Genomic DNA, 18573 nt, shown 5'->3' with positions numbered 1-18573 from the left:
CTAGCGTTGGCCTTTGAACCACGGCGTCAGAAGCGCGCGTGGATAGTCGGCTTTTCGGGCGGCCACCACAAGTGCGATGATCGACAGGATGTAGGGTGCCATCAGGAAGACTTGCCCCGGCACCAGAGCGCCCACTTCGGTTTGCAGGCGGACTTGCAGCGCGTCAAAGGCGCCAAACAAGAGCGCGCCGAGCAGGGCTTTGCCCGGCTTCCAGCTGGCAAAGATCACCAGCGCGATGCAGACCCAGCCGCGCCCGTTCACCATGCCAAAGAAGAAGGCGTCAAAGGCTGACATGGTCAGGAAGGCACCGCCCAGCGCCATCAGGGCAGAGCCTGCCACAACGGCCCCCATGCGCAAGCCGTAGACCGAGAGGCCTTGGGCATCGACGCTGTCGGGATTGTCCCCCACCGCCTGCAGGGCCACGCCCAGCGGGGTGCGGTTGAGCACGTACCAGACCAGCCCGACCATCAGGATCGCCAGCCAAGTGAGTGCGGTTTGTTGGAACAGAACCGGCCCTAGAAACGGCAGGTCCGAGAGCAGCGGCACGTCCAGCGGCTGAAACGGTTCGATGCGCGGCGGAGAGGACACATTGGGCAGCGCGGTACGATAAGTGAAGTAGCTGACCGAGGTGGCAAACATGGTTACCCCAAGCCCGGACACGTGTTGGGACAGGCCCAATGGCACGGTTAGGATTGCGTGGATCAGGCCGAAGAAAGCGCCCGCGAGCGCGGCCACCAACACGCCGCCCCAGAGGCCCGCGCCGAGCCAGACGGCCATCCATCCGGCCATGGCCCCGGCGGCAAAGATGCCTTCGATACCGAGGTTAAGAACGCCAGTCTTTTCACAGAGCAGCGCTCCGAGCACGCCAAAGATCAGCGGTGTGGCGATGCGCAAGGAGGCGGCCCAGAAGCTTTCGCTCAGCAGAATTTGCAGAATGTCCATCATGCCTGCTCTCCTTTGGGCGTTTTCACCAAAGCGATGCGGTAGCGGGCGAAGAAGCCGCCAATCAGCACGCAAAGCAACGACATGGAGACCACGAGATCTGCCAAGTAAGACGACACGCCCATGGCGCGACTCATGCTGTCGGCACCAACAAAGACGCTGGCGATGAAAAGCGCGGACATGACCACACCCACCGGTGAGAGGCCCGCGAGCATAGCGACCACAATACCGGTATAGCCAAAACCGGGGCTGAGATCGGCGGTGAGGTAACCTTTGAGACCGGCCACTTCGCTCACACCGGCCATACCGGCCAAAGCGCCGGAAACAATGGCGACGCTCATCAGGGAACGGTTCACGCGGATACCGGCGTGTTTTGCGGCGGCGGCGTTTTCTCCCACGGCACGCAGCTTGAAACCCCAAACCGAGCGGGCCAGCATGAATTGCGCCACGCCGGCGCAGACCAGCGCGATGATCAGGCCGGAGTGCACGCGCATGCGGTCCATCAGAGGCGGCAACATGCCTTGGTCCAGAATGGGCGGACTTTGCGGCCAGCCAAGGCCCATGGGATCTTTGAGCGGGCCTTCGAGCATCATTTGCAGGAAGATCAGGATCACGAAGTTCAGCAAAAGCGTGGTCACCACCTCATCCGCGCCAAAGCGGGATTTGAGCACGGTCGGGACCGCCATACCAACGGCCCCTGCCGCGCAGCCGAAGAGCACGATCAGCGGGATCAGCACAAAGCCGGGAGCGTCGATGGCCCCTGCCCCGATGGCCACGGCAGCCATTGCGCCAAGGTAGAGCTGGCCTTCGGCCCCGATGTTCCAGAGCTTGGTCCGGAAAGCGAGCGCGGCGGCAAGACCGGTGAAGATTAATGGCGTGGCGCGGGTCAGCATTTCGGTGAAAGCAAAGGTGGAGCCAAACACGCCTTTGAACATTTCCTGATAGGCAGTGGCGACATTGGCCCCGGCAAAGGCCAGCGGCAGAGCCGCCAACGCCAGCGCTACAAAGGCGGAAAGCACCGGGATGCCCAACGTCATCAGGCGCGAGGAAGACTGTCTGGGTTCGATGCGGATCATGTCAGTTCTCCCGCCATCATCAGGCCAATGTGCTCGCGATCGCGGCTGTTTGCTTCGATCAGGGCGCCGTCGTGGATCACCATGATGCGGTCCGCGAGGCTCAACACCTCATCGAGGTCTTCGGAAATCAACACGATGCCTGCGCCACGCGTGCGGGCCTCCAGCAAGCGGCGAGCCACTTCGGCAGCGGCGCCCATGTCGAGGCCGCGCGTCGGTTGGTTGGCCAGGATCAGCTTCGGGTTTTGCTCAAACACCCGCGCCAGGATCAGTTTTTGGATGTTGCCGCCGGACAGAAGCCGCGCACGGGCTGTTACACCGGGGCCACGCACGTCATAGTCGCCTGCCAGCCGATCGGCATTGGCGCGAATGGCCTCGCGTTTTAACAGGCCATTGGCCTGCACCTCCGGCTCATCCAGCCGCTCAATCACCATGTTTTCGGCCACAGTCATAGCCCCAACGATGCCGTCATGGTGGCGATCTTCCGGAATGCGGCCGACCCCGGCGTGGATCATCTTGCGCGGGGTTGGATTTGCGATGGACGTTTCGTCCACCATCAACGTCCCACTGGTGGGTTGGTTCAGGCCAGAGATCACCCCGGCCAGCGCGCTTTGGCCGTTGCCGGACACGCCTGCAATGCCAAGAATTTCGTGTTGGTGCACTGAGAGGGTGACATCCTCAAGCGAGTCTCGCTTGGAGCGGCCCGTCACCGAAAGGTTTTTCAATTGCAGCACCGGCGCGCCCGGTGCCAGGTCGCTGCGTGGGGTTTCGGGCGTGTCCGCCCCAACCATCATGCGCGCGATCATCCGTTCGTCCGCCTCATCAGTTACAATTTCACCCACCTTTTCGCCATGGCGCAACACAGCGATGCGATGGGAAAAGGCCAGAACTTCGCGCAGCTTGTGGGAGATGAAAATCACCGACAGCCCTTCGCGGGTCATGGCGCCAATGCTGTCAAACAAAGTGTCAGCCTCTTGAGGCGTCAGAACGGCGGTGGGTTCGTCCAGCACCAGAATGCGCACATCGCGATAAAGCGCCTTGAGGATTTCGACCCGCTGGCGTTCGCCCACGCTCATCTTGCCGACGGGCACGTCGAGCTGTGCCTGAAGCCCGGTGTGTTCCATGATGCGGGCGATCTTTGCGCGGGCACCAGCACGGTCTCGTTTGAGCATCCGCAAAGGCTCAGAGCCCAGCACAATGTTATCCAGCGCGTTGAGGTTTTCAGCCAGCGTGAAATGCTGGTGCACCATGCCAATCCCCGCCGCCAGCGCCGCTTGCGGATGGCCGAGCATCAACGGGCGCAACGCTCCGGACGCATCAGCCACATCCACCGTGCCGTCATCGGGCATGTAGTGCCCAAACAGCATGTTCATCAACGTGGTTTTGCCAGCGCCGTTTTCTCCCAACAGCGCCAGCACCTCGCCGCGGTGCAAGGTCAGATCCACCGCGTTATTGGCCACAACGGAGCCAAACCGCTTGGTCAGCCCGTTCAAAGTTAAGACTTTATTCTGTGTCACAATGTGAAAAGGCCGACCCCGAGGATCGGCCTTCCCCAAATCAGTTGTCAGAGACCGGACGGTCGTCGTTCACGTTCACACGGAACATGCCACCCATGATGTCGGCCTCTTTGGCGCGCACGGCATCAACCACATCTGCTGGCACCAGTTTGTCGTCCAGCACGAGGGAGCCGCCGCCATACTGCATAAAGCTGTACTGTCCGTAGTCCGCCGCCTCAAAGGTGCCGCTGGCGACGCTTTCGATAGCTTTGTCGATGGTGGCTTCCATGTGCCACAGGGCGGACGCCAGAATGGTGCCCGGGTAGTCGCCGGAGGTGTCAATCACGTTGCCAATGGCTTTCACGCCGCGCTCCACAGCGGCATCCGACACGCCAAAGCGCTCCGCGTACATGATGTCCGCACCGGCATCCATCATCGCAAAGGCGCTTTCCTTGGCTTTGGGTGGGTCATACCAGCTGTCGATGAAGTTGACGATGAACTTCACATCCGGGTTCACCTCGCGTGCACCGTCCATAAAGGCGTGCATCAGGCGGTTCACTTCTGGAATGGCGTAGCCGCCCACCATGCCGATCACATTGGACTCGGTTGCCTTACCGGCCACCATGCCAGACAGGTAGGACGGCTCGTGAATCCAGTTGTCAAACACTGAGAAGTTTGGCGCCACGGCTCCGAAAGAGGAGCCCATGAGGAAGGCGGTTTCCGGATAATCCCCGGCCACTTTGCGCGCCGCGCGCTCCAGGCCAAAAACTTCGCCCACAATCAATTGCATGCCCTGTTCGGCATATTCGCGCATCACGCGTTCATAGTCTGTGTTGGCCACGTTTTCGGAAAACACATACTCAATGTCGCCGCGCTCGGCAGCTGTGTTCAGCGCCAAATGGATGCGGCTGATCCACTGTTGCTCCACTGGCAGCGTGTAAATGGCCGCAACTTTCACAGCCTCGGCAGCGGCAATTCCTGCGGACGCAAGAACGCTTGCGCCCAATGCGGATGCGAGCAGCACCCGACGAGACATCTTCCCAACGATCTTCATAGATAACCCCCTGATTGAACCCCTCCAATCTCAACAACTTTGACCGTTTGATCAATCCATTTGTTTGCAAATGAATTTTTTGCCGCAAGACAGGACAGCTCTGCTGCCAAATTAAGCCGGTCGCCCAGAGGACGGGCGGGAACTATGCTCAGAGCGGGTTCCAGGCTAAACGGGCTTTCGGTTACGCCCGCCCAGCGCAGGCATGCTTTTGCGTAATCGGCATGCGAATGTCGCGCCCGGACACAATAAATTCTCCGTCCTGCTTCAACCGTTTGAGCACACGCGACACCGTTTCAGGCTTAATACCCAGAAGATCAGCCAAATCGGTGCGAGATAGCGGCAATTGCATGCGCAGGTAGGCACCATCACGCGTGCCATGGGCCTGCATCAACTTGCCCAGAATACGGGCCAGTCGGGTCTGGTTGCTTTCGGTGGCGGCATCAATGATACGGTCTCGCCCGGTGTCGATCTCCGCCACACAGCGCGCGGTCAGGCGCGCCAACACTTTGGGATCACTGTGCACCAACCGGTTGGCGTTGCGATGGGCAACCGTGCACACCCGAGAGGGCAAAAGCGCTCGGGCTTCGGTTTTGTGACGGTCGTTTGCGAGGTAGGAGCGAAAGCCGATGATGTCCCCGGGATAAGCCAGCTTGAGCAAGGTTGTGTTGCCAGCTTCGCTGTGCGCGCGAATGGCAAAAAGACCGCGAGAAACACAAAACACTCCGCGGTTTTCATCGCCCTGCTGATACAGCGCTTGCCCTTCCTGAAACTCACGGCGGGTGAAGCCACTGTTGAGAAACGACATGGCACCATTGCCCACAGGCTGCCACACGCTTTGATCAAAGAAAGCGCATTGGCCACAGGGGTGAGACGAAGACGACGTTGAACGCATAAGATCCTCATTGCAAAGACCACGGGAAGGGCGCGGCCAAGTACAAACGCTGTCTCACAAATCCGGCGCGGATTTTTTGACAACAATCAATGACCGCTCTGTTTTTGCCTCTACATCGGATTCAAACGCGCGTTGTTTGCGCAGGAAAGTTGATGGAAGTGCTGGTGTTTGACACATCCCACGAGGCCCCGCGCCCTTGCCCGCCCAAGCCCGAACCGCGCAAAGGCAAAGTGTCGCTCTGGGCTTACCTGAAGCTGTTTCGACAGGACATTCTCTCCGCGCAGCCAGCGCATTTATACCGGGCCTGGATGGCCGAAATGCGTACCCCGTTTTTTCGGTCGTACCTATGCAATGACCCCGACTTGGTGGATTTGGTGCTTAAACAACGGCCGATGGATTTTCCGAAGTCGGAGCGGATGCGCGTAGGGTTAAAACCGCTGCTAGGCGAGTCGATCTTTATCTCCAACGGTGACCTGTGGGCGCGGCAACGGCGGATCATTGACCCCGCCTTTGAAGGCGGGCGGCTGCGCAGCGTGTTTCCGGCGATGTGGGACAGTGGCGTGGCGCTTGTGGACCGGCTCCAACCTTTGGCCGATGGCACGCCCATAGAGATGGAGGGTCATTGCAGCCATGTCGCCATGGATGTGATCTTTCGCACGCTGTTTTCCGTGCCGATTGAGCATGAGATCGCCAGCGCAGCCTTTGAGACCTTCAAATCCCACCAAGCGGCGCAGCCACTGGCCAATGTCGCCGCGATGTTGCCCATGCCCAAATGGGTGCCGCGGTTTCATTCGCGCAAGACCAAAGCCACCGCCCGCACCATCCGCAACCTGATTGGGCAATTGACCAAAGAACGCGCGGCACAGATTTACGCGGGAACGGCACCGGACGATCTGGCCACAAAGATCATGACCACGCCGGACCCGGAGACGGGTCTGACGTTTGAAACCGAGGAGATGATTGACCAGGTCGCCATTTTCTTTCTCGCCGGGCATGAGACCTCTGCGGCGGCGCTGTCCTGGTCGCTCTATTTGCTGGCGCTCTATCCTGAGTGGCAGGACAAAGTGGCCGCCGAAGCGCAAGCGGTGATCCAGCCTGACAAGATCTATTTCTCTGCCCTGTCCAAACTGCGCGTGGCGCGGTCCGTATTTCGCGAGGCCATGCGGCTGTATCCGCCGGTTCCGATGTATGTGAGGGAGGCCGCCTGTCCGGAACACTTCCGCCAACGCGTTGTAAAGCAGGGCTCACAGGTGATCTTGAGCCCCTGGCATTTACACCGGCATGAGCGTCTTTGGGAGCGACCGGATACGTTTGACCCAGACCGATTTGACACCCCCAATGGCAAGGCGTGCTTGCGCAAAGCCTATATTCCATTTTCCGCCGGACAGCGGGTGTGTCCAGGATCGGCCTTTGCCATGGCAGAAGGGCCGCTGTTGCTGGCGATGCTGGTGCGCGCATACCGCTTTGAGATTGTGACAGAAAAACCGGCCGTTCCCGTGGCGCACCTGACGGTGCGGGCGAAAGACGGGATCTGGCTGCGCTTGACACCACGCGGCGCGACAGAGGACAAGCCACATGACTAAGACCACATTGCCAAAAGACAAAACACGGCTGCGCGCCTGGCCCTATTGGTTGACACTGACCTTTGTGCCGCTGGTGATCTTGGCGGTGGTCAAAGGCGGCTGGTATGTGGCGCTGATCCCGGCCTATGGCTGGGTTTTGATGCCACTATTGGACGTCGTGCTGGGACAGGACTTACGTAACCCGGATCCAGCCACGCCGGACAGCGAACTGTTCTGGTTTCGACTGCTCACCATAATCTGGTTCCCGATCCAGTTCAGTCTGGTGTTTGGCGCGCTGTATTACGTAACACGGGTCGCGAACTATGGCGCGTGGGAAGCACTGGCGATCATGTTTGGCATTGGCGTGACCACCGGCACCGTGGGGATTGTCTACGCGCATGAGCTGTTTCACAAAGCCAACAAACTAGAGCGCAATCTGGGTGATTTGCTGATGGCTTTGGTGCTCTATGGGCATTTCCGCACCGAACATTTGCTGGTGCATCACCCCTATGTGGGCACGGGCCGCGACACGGTGACCGCGCGCTACAATGAAGGCTTCCATCGGGCCTTTGCGCGGGTGCTGCTGACCGGGTTTGGCTCTGCCTGGCGCGCGGAGAAGGCCATGCTGGCGCGCAAAGGACTACCGCCAACACATCTGTCCAACCCGATCTGGAAATACCTTGGTTTGCAATTGGCGTTTCTTGCGACGGCCCTTGCTATCGGCGGTTGGTTTGGCGTTGGGCTGTTTGCCTTTCAGGCCTTTGTGGCCGTGTGGCAGCTGGAATTGACCAACTACGTGGAGCATTACGGGCTGACGCGCAAATACCTGGGAGACGGCACGTATGAGCCAGTTCAGCCCCATCACAGTTGGGACTCAGCCCATCAGGTCTCCGGCGCTCTGCTGATCAATTTGCAGCGCCATGCGGACCATCATGTGCACCCGATGCGGCGGTTTCCGCTGTTGCAGGTCTATGACGCAAGCGAAGTGCCAATGTTGCCCACCGGCTATCCGCCAATGACGGTGCTGGCGATGGTGCCACCACTGTGGCGACGCATGTTCAATCCGCGCGTGCGGGCCTGGCGACGGCAGTTTTATCCCGAAATAGATGACTGGGGGCCGTATAAGGCGCTGTCTCACCCGGACCCATCATCTCGCTAGGCTTTTTGCGCCTTTTTGCCACTGAGCACGGGGCGCACGGGCGGGCCAATGAGACTTGGCCGCAAAGTGATCAGGAAAGCAATCCACGCGGCGCACCAGAGGAGCGCCGCGCCGTTGAGCCATATGGCTTCGTTTGAGGTTACCGGCGCGATTAGACGCAGGGCGGTGGACCACCAGAGGCTAAGCATAGCGAAGACAAGAGACGTTGGCGCCTTGAGCTGGCCCGAGGGCGTGTGGCACCCTGCGCGGCCTGCTACGGTGAGAATGAGGCCAGAAACCGCGCCAATGGTAAGCGCGTGTTTGGCGGCCCCGGCGGGATAGAGGGCGGGGAAGAGCTCTGTGAGTGCGAGGGCGGCAAGACAAAGGGGCAGCCAGAGGTAGGCGACATGAAGCCCTGCAAGCAGCGGATTGCGCCATGTCGAGACACTGCGCCAGCCAAGGGCCGTATACAGCGTGCAGAAAGACGCCACCACGAGGGCAGTCGTGGTCAGCGAGCGAAGATCGAAAACTGTCGCAACAGAACCGATCACCGAAGCCAGAAGCGCGCATTGGCGGATGTGCGGTCGGAGTTGTACGGCTGGGCCTGTCCAATTGATGACCAGGTGCCAGCTTTGGGTGAACGCCGGAATCATACGCGCGCCAACAAAAGTGAGCAGGACGGCGAAGCCAAGCAGCAGGATCTGGGTCAAGGCGATACAGCCCGCCACGTCGCCGGATTTTGCGAGGAGGAGAAACCGGCTTTGCATACCTGCCAAGGCCAGCAATCCGACAACAAACCCAAACTTGGCATAGGCTTTTGCGGCAAGCAGGCGGCAGGACATGAGCGCCGCCAAAAGTAGCAAATAGGCGAGGTTTAGAGGCAGCAGGATGGGTAACGGCACATAATCAAACACGGCCATCGCCAGCCGCGCTGCGATCCAGGTGAACAGTATCAGCTGTAGCACCGCGCCCTGCTCCGGATCTTTGCCAATCCAGTTGGGCATGGCAGTCAGCAGGTAGCCGCCAACCGCTGCAGTGGCGAATCCAAAAAACAATTCGTGAATGTGCCAGAGCACAGGCGGGGACATGGCAGGAGATGGCACTCCAAAAGACGTGCCAAGAGGCCACCATGCCAGACAGAACACAGCCCAAACGCCTGCTGCGGTGAACAGCGGACGGTACGGTGCTTGCCAGAACGCAGCAGGCCTCACGTCCTTGCGGCTATGGCAGGCGTGGACATGGCCACACCCCGATCGCCTGTCAAAAATCCATCAGAAAACCGGACATCGGGGTTTTGCTTCTGGATCGCAGCCAGCACGACGTCGCCTGTACATCGCCCTTCAACCAACGCGCGGTAGTTGTGGCAAATACCCGGAAAGCCTTGAGACTGCGGCGACAAACGCAACGCCGACACGCCTGCGGTGCGCAACTGATCGATCTGATGCGCTGTGGTGGCGTAGCTATCAGACAAGGTCTGCACACCATTCATGGTCAGAAACGGCTGATCATCCAGCGTGGCGACATCCAGCCCATCCGGGTCGTCCTCGCAGGCAAACTGGCAATTGTCTTTGGTGCGGCCATGCAGCCGCGCGTGATAGCACCGGCCGGAAATGGCGAGGGGCAATCGACCATGCCCCCAAACCTCAATGGTGACACCCACTGTCGCGGCTTCTTTCGCGAGGATCTCTACTGAGGCAAGCGGCAATTCTGGCGGCAAACAAATGCGCGTTGCGCCTCGCGAGGCCAGCCAACGCAGGGTGCCTTCGTTATAAACATTGACCAGCGGGCCAACCGAAAATTTGGCGCTCTTGGGCAGATACGGCAGAACCGAGAGGTCATTGACCTCCACTTCCAGCCCCATCTCCACCAAATCCGAGGTAAGTTTCCGCTCGCGTTTGAGTGTGATCAACGCAAGGCTGGTTAGGGCGACGTCTTTGCCGGCTGAGATCAAGCGCTCTATCGCACCGGGGATTTGATCTTGAAAAAACGGCAGGCGTTTGGAGCAGACCAGTTCTCCCAGAACCACGCGGTCCACCGGGGCTTCAGCAATCTCTTCGTAAAAGGTGGACCAAGTGTCCTTGGCCCAGAAAAACGGGATGGGCGCGACAGAGAGCTGCATGGTTTATCTCCAGGTCTTTTTGTAGGCGCCGGTGGTCATGGCCTGACCTTCGGACAGACGGGCCAGCATGCCCTGCGGCAGCGGACGGCCATCCTCCAAGGCGTCCACCGCTTCGCGGAAGTTGCGCACCACTTGGGTCACATAAGAGCGGGATCGTTGACGCCCTTCGATCTTGAGCGCGGTCACGCCCGCCTTTTGCAGTTGTGGAATCAATTGCTCGGCATTCAGGCTGACAGGATCCTCAAAAAGGTGGTCGGTTTTCTCACCTGCGGTGAAGCAGCCTTTGCAGAGTGTTGGGTATGGCGCCGCGTCGCCCTTTTGCGCACGGTGAATGGTGTAGCCACCCAGTTGGGCATCCAGAACCCCATTGTGATCATGGTATTCGACGTGGCTGGCAGGCGAACAGACCCCGTTCATATTGGGGGACAGCCCCGTGGCATAAGAAGAGAGCGAACAACGCCCTTCGGCCATCACACACAATCCGCCAAAGACAAACACTTCAGTCTCAACATCCGTCTCCTCATTGATGGCGGCGATCTCTGGCACGGACAGAACCCGCGGCAAAACCACCCGCTTCACCCCAAACGTGTCCGCATAGAAGTTGATCATATCCGCGTTGGCAGCGGCGGCCTGCACCGAGAGGTGACGGCGCAGGTTGGGATGGTGACGCGCGGTGTGGTCCAACAGCCCTGCGTCAGCCAGAATGACGGCGTCCGCACCACAAGCTTCTGCGTCAGCGACAGCGCGGTGCCAGATGGCCTCATCCCCGGCGCGGGGAAATGTGTTGATCGCCACCAGCACTTTTGCCCCATGTTGATGCGCAAAGGCGACGCTGTCGCGCATTTCCACGCGGTCAAAGTTCAACCCCGGAAAATTGCGCGCATTGGTTTCATCGGCAAAGCCGCAGTAGATCGTGTGCGCGCCAGCCTTCACGGCGGCGCGAAAGGCAGCAGGTGTCCCTGCCGGACAGACAATTTCCATCACCATGCGGGTTCCTCCGGGCGGGTGAGATACAGGCCGGTGCGCCGTTCCAACAGCAGCAACGCCCGGTGGACCGGCGCGGCGAGCGGGCCGGTCAACCGCATCAGTTCTTCGAAGAGATCAAGCTCTGCGTCGTCAATCGCATTGCGCAGGGCCAGAGACGCAGACGTGTCGCCTTCGATCACCAGATCGCGTGAGAAGAACAGCGCATCACCGTCAAAGCCGCCGTGCACCAAGCCCAGAAGGGCCGCCAGAGGCCCCGCGATCCGCGCCGCGGCCTCGACAGGGCGGCGGGTCACTGTGACTTTGGGCGTGCCATTTCCCGGATGCAGCAAGATCACCAACGGCAGGTCGGTTGGATCGATCACAAAGGGGGTGTTGGCGTAATCACCGAGCCGTCGAAACAGCCCGGGGTGGGCAGTGGCAATGCGGCGGGAAAAGGCCGTGAGTGAGGCTGACAGTGGGGCCAACGGCACTACGCGCAACGGAGCCGCCAGAAGCGGCGGACACCGGGGCACGGCAATGGAGGGATTGGACAAGGAGGACTCCCTTGGTCTTGGTCTTGGTAGGCTCTTTCGTAAAGTCTGCGGTGCGAGGGCAAATTGACGGCCGTCAATTTCGCTCGTCCTTTTTACTGATAGGCGGATCAGACAGACAAAACAGGACCTCCCCGTGCGCCAGCTCCCCCCTTTTGCAAGCCTGAGAGATTTTCTGGCTTGGTGCAAAGAGACCCAGCAACTTCAATCTATTAACGATCCAGTCTCGGTGCGACATCAGATGACAGCGGTGCATCGCCATGTGTTGGAGCGCAACGGTCCGGTGCTGCAATTTGAAACGCCCCTTTCTGACACAGGAACTGGGTTTGGAATGCCCGTGGTGACCAATCTGTTTGGCACCACAGAGCGCGTGGCGGCGGGGTTGGGCATCAGGAGGCAGGACGTGCCGGACCTGGGACAATTTCTGGCGGCCTTGCGCGCACCAACACCGCCTGATGGCCTGCGAGATGCGTTGTCCCGTTGGCCAATGCTGAAAGCAGCACTTAACACGCGGCCCAAGACGGCCCGCTCAGCCCCCGTGCAACAGGTGGTGCAGAAAGGGCCCGCAGTTGATTTGGGCAAAATCCCCGTGCAAACCCATTGGCCGGGAGATGGCGGGCCACTCATCACCTGGCCTGTTGTGATCACCAAACCTCTTGGCGCGGAACCAACTGAGGTGACGCGCTACAATGCCGGTGTTTATCGTGCCCAAGTGCTTGGTCGCGACAAGCTGATCATGCGCTGGTTGCCCCATCGCGGCGGGGCCGCCCACCATCGCAGTTGGGCGCAAGTGGGCAAACCCACGCCCGTTGCCGTCGTCCTAGGTGCAGATCCAGCAACGCTTTTGTCCGCGGCGCTGCCTTTGCCAGAAACCGTGTCCGAACTGACGTTTGCCGGTGCACTCAACGGACAGCGGCCAGAAATGGTGGCTGCCAAAACGGTGCCCTTGATGGTGCCAGCCAACGCAGAAATTGTGCTGGAGGGTTTCGTATCGCCAACCGAAACCGCGCCGGAAGGGCCGTTTGGCGATCACACTGGGTACTACAACAAGGCTGAGCCTTTCCCTGTGATGCAGGTCACGGCGGTGACCCATCGCAAGGATCCGCTGTATTTGTCGACCTACACGGGACGCCCTCCGGATGAGCCTGCGGTGATTGGCGAGGTGTTCAATCACCTGACATTGCCAACAATTCAGGCGCAAATCCCGGAAATCCGCGACGTGTGGCTGCCGCCCGCAGCCTGTTCTTACCGCATGGCCGTGATCAGCATAGACAAACGCTACCCCGGCCAGGCGCGCAGGGTGATGATGGCACTGTGGGGGATGTTGCCGCAGTTCAGCTACACCAAGATGATCGTGGTTGTGGATGAGGACATAGACGTGCGCAGTTGGGATGACATCGCCTGGGCACTGGCTAGCCGGATGGACCCGGGGCGCGATATGATGGTCCTGGAGAACACCCCCATGGACTATCTGGATTTCGCGTCTCCCGAGCCGGGTTTGGCCGGCAAACTGGGCATCGACGCCACCACCAAGATCGAAAGCGAAACCCGTCGTGACTGGGGGGCAATCATGCACACAGCGCCGCAGGATGCCGCATTTGCAGAAGATCTGGTGGCAACGGTGATGCCACAGCTGAGAAAGTCGGTAAGCGAATGCAGAACGTAAGAGTGATTGTGGGAATTGCTGGCGCGTCCGGCGCGGCCTTGGGGATTTCGGTCGTGCGTCTATTGCGAGAGTTGGGCGCCGCGGTGGATTTGGTCGCCAGCCCGGCAGCGCAACGCACTTTGCATGAGGAGGTTGGCCCGGATGCATGGGGCCAAGTTAAAGCGCAGGCCTCGCGGGTGCACGACGTGCAAAACATCGGCGCCAGCATTGCCTCGGGATCTGTGCCGTTAGCCGGTATGATCATCGCACCGTGCTCCATGCGGTCACTGGCTGCCATCGCGCACGGACTGGACGACAATTTGCTCACCCGCGCAGCTGGTGTGCAGCTTAAAGAACGCCGCAGGTTGGTGCTGTTGGCTCGTGAAACCCCGCTGACGTTGGCGCACCTGCGGAACATGACCGCGGTGACGGAAATGGGCGCGATAGTGATGCCACCAGTGCCCGCGTTTTACCTTAGGCCGACAACCACCGGACAGATTGTCGATCAACTGGCCGCGCGGGCGATTGATGCGCTCGGCCTTGGCGCAGGATTGGCGCAGGAATGGCAAGAGGGGGCCACCTCTCGATAAGCCGGAACCTGCCACGCAGAGCGCGCAAAAAGTGAAGTCTGGGGTATCGTTCATCACCAGGTTCACATTCACCAACCGGATGGTTGCGGTGCTCTGTCGTGCTGCCTAGTCGTGCAAACTTCTTAATGGCAGAACCTATAAAGGCATCAAGCCGCCAGCCCGCTACAAATTGTTGCGATAGACTTGCGGCGACAGCCCAACGTGCTGTGAAAAGGACCGCGTAAAATGGGCTTGATCGCTATACCCAGACAAAAAGCCCACCTCGGCCAGCCCCATCCCCGGCTCTTCGCAAAGAAACTGCGCCGCGCATTGCAGCCGGACTTCCGCGATCAGGCGAGAGAAAGTAGTGCTCTGTTGGGCCAGGTGCCGCTGCAAACTGCGTTGTGACAGGCACAATTTGTCGGCCACGTCGCCCAAATACCATTTGTGCAGCGGATCGGCGGACAACAAAGTTCGGATACGCGCGGTTGTGTCCTCTGTTTCCACAAATGAGGCCGAGTCCTGTCTTTGCGTGGCAGTGGCCTCGCTGACCTGCACCACAACCTTTAGATCCCTTCCCACGACCGACGGTGGCTGCCAACTGCCCTTCCGACGCCAAATCGTCCCATCTTCGGTAGCCACGTCCACAGCTGCCCTGGACACCATCTCCATGAGGTTGGTCAAAACGCCAACAACCAAGAGAGTTTCCGCTTGTGACGGCAGCTCAGAGCCCGATCTGGCTTGGTGGCAAAGCACAAAGGTTCCGCGTACCTTGGCCTTAAACTGCATCCTGTGCCGCCCGTGGGTAAAGGCCTCCATGCGCGTCCAACGCCGATGTAAATCCGCAATGGTTTCCGCCTTTAACAAAGCCTGCGCCAAGGGCTCCGGCGGAAGCTTGCGAACAGCGTCAGAGACGCGCAGAAGCGACACGGGGCCATGACGTGCCAGGATCTCATCCAAGACTTTGCGTTTCTGCGGAATTGGCACCCGCGCACCACTTGAGGCAGGCACATCCAGGTCAATTCCCTCTTGCTTTAACCCCAAAGCAAGGATGCGCATCATGGCCGCAGAGGCGAAGTTGTCACCAATATCAGACAAATCCCCGGGCACCTGTCGTTCACTTTCGTTGTAAATGATAAACGGACGCAGGCGGCAGGTTTTTGGGGACAAAGGCCACGCGCTGCGCATCCAGACCAAGCTGTTCCAAAATCGCCTTTTTCACCGGGCACCGCACTCCGTAGGTAAACAGCCGAAACTTTCCTTCAGGTTTTAACACCGCAAAGCTCGCCCGAAGGATGCCAGCGACCTTTTCCGGTGGCATCGACAGCAGAGGCAAACCGCACAGCACCGTCGCCGCCGGCGTGTCAAATGGCATCAAATGCGCGACGGCCTCGGCGTCATCACAAGCGACATGAAGGTCAGGAAGGCGCGTTGCCAACGCCTTTGCAAGATCCGGGTTACGTTCCACCGCAAAAATATTCTCAGCGGCCACACCTCTTTGCAGCACCGCCGCCGTGAAAACCCCGGTCCCCGGCCCCAATTCAATAACGGGCCCGTCTTCCGGCTGAATGTCCCGCGAAATTTCCGCCGCCAAGTCACTGCCCGAAGGCGTAATCGCGCCAATGGACAACGGCGATTTTATCCACTCCCGGAAAAACAAACCAGGGCTGTGCACCGCTCCGTCCCTGATCTTTGGCTCAATTGGCAACCTCGTCACGATGCAAACTCCGACATCTCGACTGGAAACCGCGTTGGTCGAACGCCCGTCGCCGCACGGATCGCATTGGCGATGGCGCCTGGACCGGCCGCAATCACTGTCTCGCCCGCGCCAGAGGGCGCCTGTGTGCTTTCAACCAGGTCCACTGTCATCTTGGGCACGTCGGACAAGGCCGGGATGGGCGTTTCCGAGAAAAACTCCGCACCAACTCTCCCATTCATCACCGGCAACGCATCACGCAAGACCAAACCAACACTCCAAACCAAATTCCCCTCACATTGCGCACGCACCTGGTCGGGATTGATGACCATGCCGCAATCATGCGCACACCATAGCCGGGTTACGCGAATTGTGCCCTCCGGCGCAACAGCCACATCTGCAACCACAGCGGCATAGCTATGGTCTTTGTAAATTCCACAGGCGACCCCTCGCCCGGTGCGCTCTGCGCCGTCCTGACTAGGCGCAGGTCCTTGCCAGCCCGAGATTTCTGCCACACGCTGCAACACCGCTTTGAGCCTCGGGTTCTCCAAATTCTGCAACCGGAACGCGACAGGATCGACGCCCAAGGTCCGCGCGGCCTCATCCATTGTGCTCTCGATTGCCAAATTGTTGGGCCCGGCTCCAAGCCCGCGCCACGGCCCAGAATGCACCGGAAGGCGCACCATGTCATATGACGCATGGGCCCGGGCAGTTTTGTATGGGATTTTCATGCCGCGCGCGACACCCGGATCGCCAACAACCAAATTTGTCCCCGCTTGCATCCAGGCCGGTATCCCAGCCGACGTGAAGATAATGTGGGACGACATCTGCTGGTGATCCCAATCCGAAATCCGCCCCTCCGACATCCGGAAGCGCAGGCGATGGGAGGACGGCGGGCGGTGATACGCCTGGGAAAGTTCCTGTGACCGCGTCCATTGCACCTTGACCCGCGTACCACCTTCACGCGCCAGAAATGCGGCTTCGCGCTCTGCACGGCACAACACCTTGCCACCAAACGCGCCCCCTACCCGCATGGATTGTACCCGGACATCTTCGGCCGCCATCCCAAACCGATTTGCCAGTTCGTCCCGAATGTAAAACGCGTCCTGCGTACCGGTCCAAACCGTCAGCTTGCCATCCTGCCATTCCGCCACCGCCGCCCGGGGTTCGATCTGCCCATGCGGTGCAAAGGCAAAGTCATAGCGAAAGCTCCCGTCCCAAGCGCCCTCTTCAATAGGGTCACTCATGACGGCTTGTTTTAAACCGGCGGGAGACAGCACTTTGTCGATGTCGATTGCGGCCTGCATGTCCCGGATCTCGGGTGCACCGTCTACGTCCCATTCGACCGCCAAAGCGTCGGCAATTTCGTTGAGCGCATCAGGCTGGTGCGCAAGGATGCCAAGCCCAACCGTATGTTCCCGCGGCCCCGGCACCCCCTCAACCAGGGCCACAAATCCCGGCACTGCCTTGGCCGCCGCAGCGTTCCACTTCAAAGGCCGGGAGCCAATATCTGTTGAAACAGGCGCAAACAAAACCCGCCCATGACGTATGTCAGGCCCCACAATGTCTGCTGCATACAAAGGTCGCCCCTGCACGATGTCGCGCCCGTGCACCAATTCGGGCGAGTCCCCCATCACGCCGTCTCCATTGAAGGCGCGCAATTCTGAAATTGGACGCGGTGTCACGTTTACCAGCCCCTCTTGACGCCCGTCCTCTAGCGCATCTCTCAAACTCGCACAGGCCTGTGCCAAAGGCTCGACAAACTGCGCAACTGACTCGCTGCCAACGGTCGCCTTCACGCGCGGCACGACCGTGTCATGTAGCCGAACCCGCACCTCGTCCCAGCCGACACGCAACTCCGAGCACGCCACCTGCTTCAGCGCCGTGGCAATGTGCTGACCCATTTCGATCCTGGGCAGTGTCAACTCGTAAGCACCGTCATGGTAACGCACCCACCCAAGCGCGTCCTCCGCCCTTGGCGCCGGCCGCTTCGGCAAAACCGGCACCTGCTTCCACACGCCCGCCCCCAGACCAATCACAGCAACAAGACCGCCCCCCGCGGCGCGCAACACATCCCGCCGGTTCATGTCTCCGCCTCCGCAACACTTTGAATGGCGGCGCGAATACGCTGGTAAGTACCACACCGACAAAGGTTTCCTTCCATCGCGCCTTCGACGTCACCTGCCGATGGCTGCGGGTTTTCCCGCAACAATGCGACGGCGGACATGATCTGTCCGGCCTGGCAATACCCACATTGCGGCACCGCATGATCCAGCCAGGCTTGCTGCACCGGATGCAGGGGCCCGTCGTCTCCGGCCAGCCCTTCTATGGTCTCAACATGCGCGCCCTGCAGACTGTCGACCGGCGTGAGGCAAGCCCGGGTGGCAACGCCATCCACGAGGACAGTGCAAGCGCCACAGACGCCCTCGCCGCAGCCAAATTTGGCCCCGACAAGTCCCAAATGGTCCCTAAGCAGAAACAGCAGGGACGCCCGCTGCCAACTCTCAGGGACACCCTGACTTTTGTTATTCAAGAGAATTTTCATCGCGGCCCTCATTCGTGCTGTTGGACACTAATTAGGCGGCGGCAGATCTCTCGTATTGAACGATCGCGCCAATATTGAAGCTCTTGAGGTTTTTGATCACGCTCGCGTCTTCAAAGGGTTGGATTGTTGGAGACACGCCGTTTTCTTGGCCACGCGACCAGGCCCTGCAATTGCAAGAGAAGAGCTTGCCCTTCAGCGCACCTGAAGGTCCGTCAACTTGGGCATTTAAAAAGCCGCCGGCATTCTGGATCCGTACCGGTCCGGATACCAACGCGAAGACATAGTCCAGCCCCAAAACCGCGTGGATAGTACGTCAGCCAAGCCA

General features: G+C 59.9%; 18 protein-coding genes. 4 read left to right on the top strand and 14 right to left on the bottom strand.

All coding sequences use genetic code 11. The features are described from left to right. The 5 genes from SIB92_RS20340 to SIB92_RS20320 all read right to left on the bottom strand — a co-directional run bounded on the left by SIB92_RS20340 (window position 1) and on the right by SIB92_RS20320 (window position 5370). Window positions 1-942 (bottom strand): ABC transporter permease, encoded by a 942-nt coding sequence (locus SIB92_RS20340; RefSeq protein WP_412555879.1) that lies wholly within the window; start codon window positions 940-942, stop codon window positions 1-3. Continuing rightward, window positions 942-2015: an ABC transporter permease gene (locus SIB92_RS20335; RefSeq protein ID WP_412555878.1), complete on the bottom strand. Its 1074-nt coding sequence runs from the start codon at window positions 2013-2015 to the stop codon at window positions 942-944. Before SIB92_RS20335 ends, SIB92_RS20340 begins: the two co-directional genes overlap by 1 nt. After that, window positions 2015-3532: an ABC transporter ATP-binding protein gene (locus tag SIB92_RS20330; protein ID WP_412553719.1), complete on the bottom strand. Its 1518-nt coding sequence runs from the start codon at window positions 3530-3532 to the stop codon at window positions 2015-2017. Before SIB92_RS20330 ends, SIB92_RS20335 begins: the two co-directional genes overlap by 1 nt. A 40-nt stretch (window positions 3533-3572) precedes the next feature. After that, window positions 3573-4565: a BMP family protein gene (locus tag SIB92_RS20325; RefSeq protein WP_412553718.1), complete on the bottom strand. Its 993-nt coding sequence runs from the start codon at window positions 4563-4565 to the stop codon at window positions 3573-3575. A 181-nt stretch (window positions 4566-4746) separates the two neighbouring features. After that, window positions 4747-5370: a Crp/Fnr family transcriptional regulator gene (locus SIB92_RS20320; RefSeq protein ID WP_412553717.1), complete on the bottom strand. Its 624-nt coding sequence runs from the start codon at window positions 5368-5370 to the stop codon at window positions 4747-4749. A gap of 239 nt (window positions 5371-5609) precedes the next feature. On the opposite strand from SIB92_RS20320, the gene SIB92_RS20315 reads away from it, so the two are divergent. Both SIB92_RS20315 and SIB92_RS20310 read left to right on the top strand, forming a co-directional pair. Beyond that, entirely contained in the window at window positions 5610-7040 is a 1431-nt protein-coding gene (locus SIB92_RS20315) for a cytochrome P450 (RefSeq protein ID WP_412553716.1), read from the top strand. Next, entirely contained in the window at window positions 7033-8178 is a 1146-nt protein-coding gene (locus SIB92_RS20310) for an alkane 1-monooxygenase (protein ID WP_412553715.1), read from the top strand. Before SIB92_RS20315 ends, SIB92_RS20310 begins: the two co-directional genes overlap by 8 nt. Here the strand turns inward: SIB92_RS20310 and SIB92_RS20305 are convergent. The 4 genes from SIB92_RS20305 to ubiT are packed head-to-tail and all read right to left on the bottom strand — an operon-like array spanning window position 8175 to window position 11796. Next, window positions 8175-9368, bottom strand: a complete 1194-nt coding sequence (locus SIB92_RS20305) for an NnrS family protein (protein WP_412553714.1) — start codon at window positions 9366-9368, stop codon at window positions 8175-8177. The two genes, SIB92_RS20310 and SIB92_RS20305, sit on opposite strands and share 4 nt — an antisense overlap. Beyond that, window positions 9365-10276: a ubiquinone anaerobic biosynthesis protein UbiV gene (gene ubiV, locus SIB92_RS20300; protein WP_412553713.1), complete on the bottom strand. Its 912-nt coding sequence runs from the start codon at window positions 10274-10276 to the stop codon at window positions 9365-9367. Before ubiV ends, SIB92_RS20305 begins: the two co-directional genes overlap by 4 nt. 3 nt (window positions 10277-10279) lie before the next feature. After that, window positions 10280-11257, bottom strand: a complete 978-nt coding sequence (ubiU, locus tag SIB92_RS20295; RefSeq protein WP_412555877.1) for a ubiquinone anaerobic biosynthesis protein UbiU — start codon at window positions 11255-11257, stop codon at window positions 10280-10282. Then, window positions 11257-11796 (bottom strand): ubiquinone anaerobic biosynthesis accessory factor UbiT, encoded by a 540-nt coding sequence (gene ubiT, locus SIB92_RS20290; RefSeq protein ID WP_412553712.1) that lies wholly within the window; start codon window positions 11794-11796, stop codon window positions 11257-11259. The genes ubiU and ubiT overlap by 1 nt, the downstream gene beginning before the upstream one ends. Before the next feature lie 133 nt (window positions 11797-11929). Between ubiT and SIB92_RS20285 the strand changes: the two genes are divergently transcribed. Then, window positions 11930-13459, top strand: a complete 1530-nt coding sequence (locus SIB92_RS20285) for a UbiD family decarboxylase (protein ID WP_412553711.1) — start codon at window positions 11930-11932, stop codon at window positions 13457-13459. Continuing rightward, a complete protein-coding gene (locus SIB92_RS20280; protein WP_412553710.1) occupies window positions 13447-14028 on the top strand; it encodes a UbiX family flavin prenyltransferase in 582 nt (193 codons plus the stop codon). The genes SIB92_RS20285 and SIB92_RS20280 overlap by 13 nt, the downstream gene beginning before the upstream one ends. Before the next feature lie 162 nt (window positions 14029-14190). Here the strand turns inward: SIB92_RS20280 and SIB92_RS20275 are convergent, their stop codons facing one another. Genes SIB92_RS20275 through SIB92_RS20255 form a run of 5 tightly spaced genes read right to left on the bottom strand, consistent with a single transcriptional unit; the run spans window position 14191 to window position 18543 of the window. Next, complete coding sequence (locus tag SIB92_RS20275) at window positions 14191-15105, bottom strand: helix-turn-helix transcriptional regulator (RefSeq protein ID WP_412553709.1); 915 nt, start codon at window positions 15103-15105, stop codon at window positions 14191-14193. A 19-nt stretch (window positions 15106-15124) separates the two neighbouring features. Next, window positions 15125-15724 carry a class I SAM-dependent methyltransferase gene (locus SIB92_RS20270; protein WP_412553708.1) on the bottom strand — a complete coding sequence of 200 codons (600 nt, stop codon included), beginning with the start codon at window positions 15722-15724 and terminating at the stop codon, window positions 15125-15127. Next, entirely contained in the window at window positions 15721-17790 is a 2070-nt protein-coding gene (locus SIB92_RS20265; RefSeq protein ID WP_412553707.1) for a molybdopterin cofactor-binding domain-containing protein, read from the bottom strand. Before SIB92_RS20265 ends, SIB92_RS20270 begins: the two co-directional genes overlap by 4 nt. Beyond that, window positions 17787-18248, bottom strand: a complete 462-nt coding sequence (locus SIB92_RS20260; RefSeq protein ID WP_412553706.1) for a (2Fe-2S)-binding protein — start codon at window positions 18246-18248, stop codon at window positions 17787-17789. The genes SIB92_RS20265 and SIB92_RS20260 overlap by 4 nt, the downstream gene beginning before the upstream one ends. A gap of 31 nt (window positions 18249-18279) precedes the next feature. Then, the gene (locus SIB92_RS20255) at window positions 18280-18543 is read right to left on the bottom strand and encodes a hypothetical protein (protein ID WP_412553705.1); all 264 of its coding nucleotides are present in this window, start codon (window positions 18541-18543) and stop codon (window positions 18280-18282) included. Window positions 18544-18573 lie beyond the last annotated feature (30 nt).

This window comes from Shimia sp. MIT1388, from assembly GCF_047124445.1.
In the GTDB taxonomy this organism is placed as follows: domain Bacteria; phylum Pseudomonadota; class Alphaproteobacteria; order Rhodobacterales; family Rhodobacteraceae; genus Shimia.
This window is presented reverse-complemented; position numbering and strand designations above follow the sequence as displayed.

What these genes read in the sequence shown, in the direction of transcription:
- SIB92_RS20340 (WP_412555879.1), bottom strand. Translation starts at nt 942, where the DNA reads ATGGACATTCTGCAAATTCTGCTGAGCGAAAGCTTCTGGGCCGCCTCC.
- SIB92_RS20325 (WP_412553718.1), bottom strand. Translation starts at nt 4,565, where the DNA reads ATGAAGATCGTTGGGAAGATGTCTCGTCGGGTGCTGCTCGCATCCGCA.
- SIB92_RS20320 (WP_412553717.1), bottom strand. Translation starts at nt 5,370, where the DNA reads ATGTCGTTTCTCAACAGTGGCTTCACCCGCCGTGAGTTTCAGGAAGGG.
- SIB92_RS20315 (WP_412553716.1), top strand. Translation starts at nt 5,610, where the DNA reads ATGGAAGTGCTGGTGTTTGACACATCCCACGAGGCCCCGCGCCCTTGC.
- SIB92_RS20310 (WP_412553715.1), top strand. Translation starts at nt 7,033, where the DNA reads ATGACTAAGACCACATTGCCAAAAGACAAAACACGGCTGCGCGCCTGG.
- ubiV (WP_412553713.1), bottom strand. Translation starts at nt 10,276, where the DNA reads ATGCAGCTCTCTGTCGCGCCCATCCCGTTTTTCTGGGCCAAGGACACT.
- ubiU (WP_412555877.1), bottom strand. Translation starts at nt 11,257, where the DNA reads ATGGAAATTGTCTGTCCGGCAGGGACACCTGCTGCCTTTCGCGCCGCC.
- SIB92_RS20280 (WP_412553710.1), top strand. Translation starts at nt 13,447, where the DNA reads ATGCAGAACGTAAGAGTGATTGTGGGAATTGCTGGCGCGTCCGGCGCG.
- SIB92_RS20265 (WP_412553707.1), bottom strand. Translation starts at nt 17,790, where the DNA reads ATGAACCGGCGGGATGTGTTGCGCGCCGCGGGGGGCGGTCTTGTTGCT.
- SIB92_RS20260 (WP_412553706.1), bottom strand. Translation starts at nt 18,248, where the DNA reads ATGAAAATTCTCTTGAATAACAAAAGTCAGGGTGTCCCTGAGAGTTGG.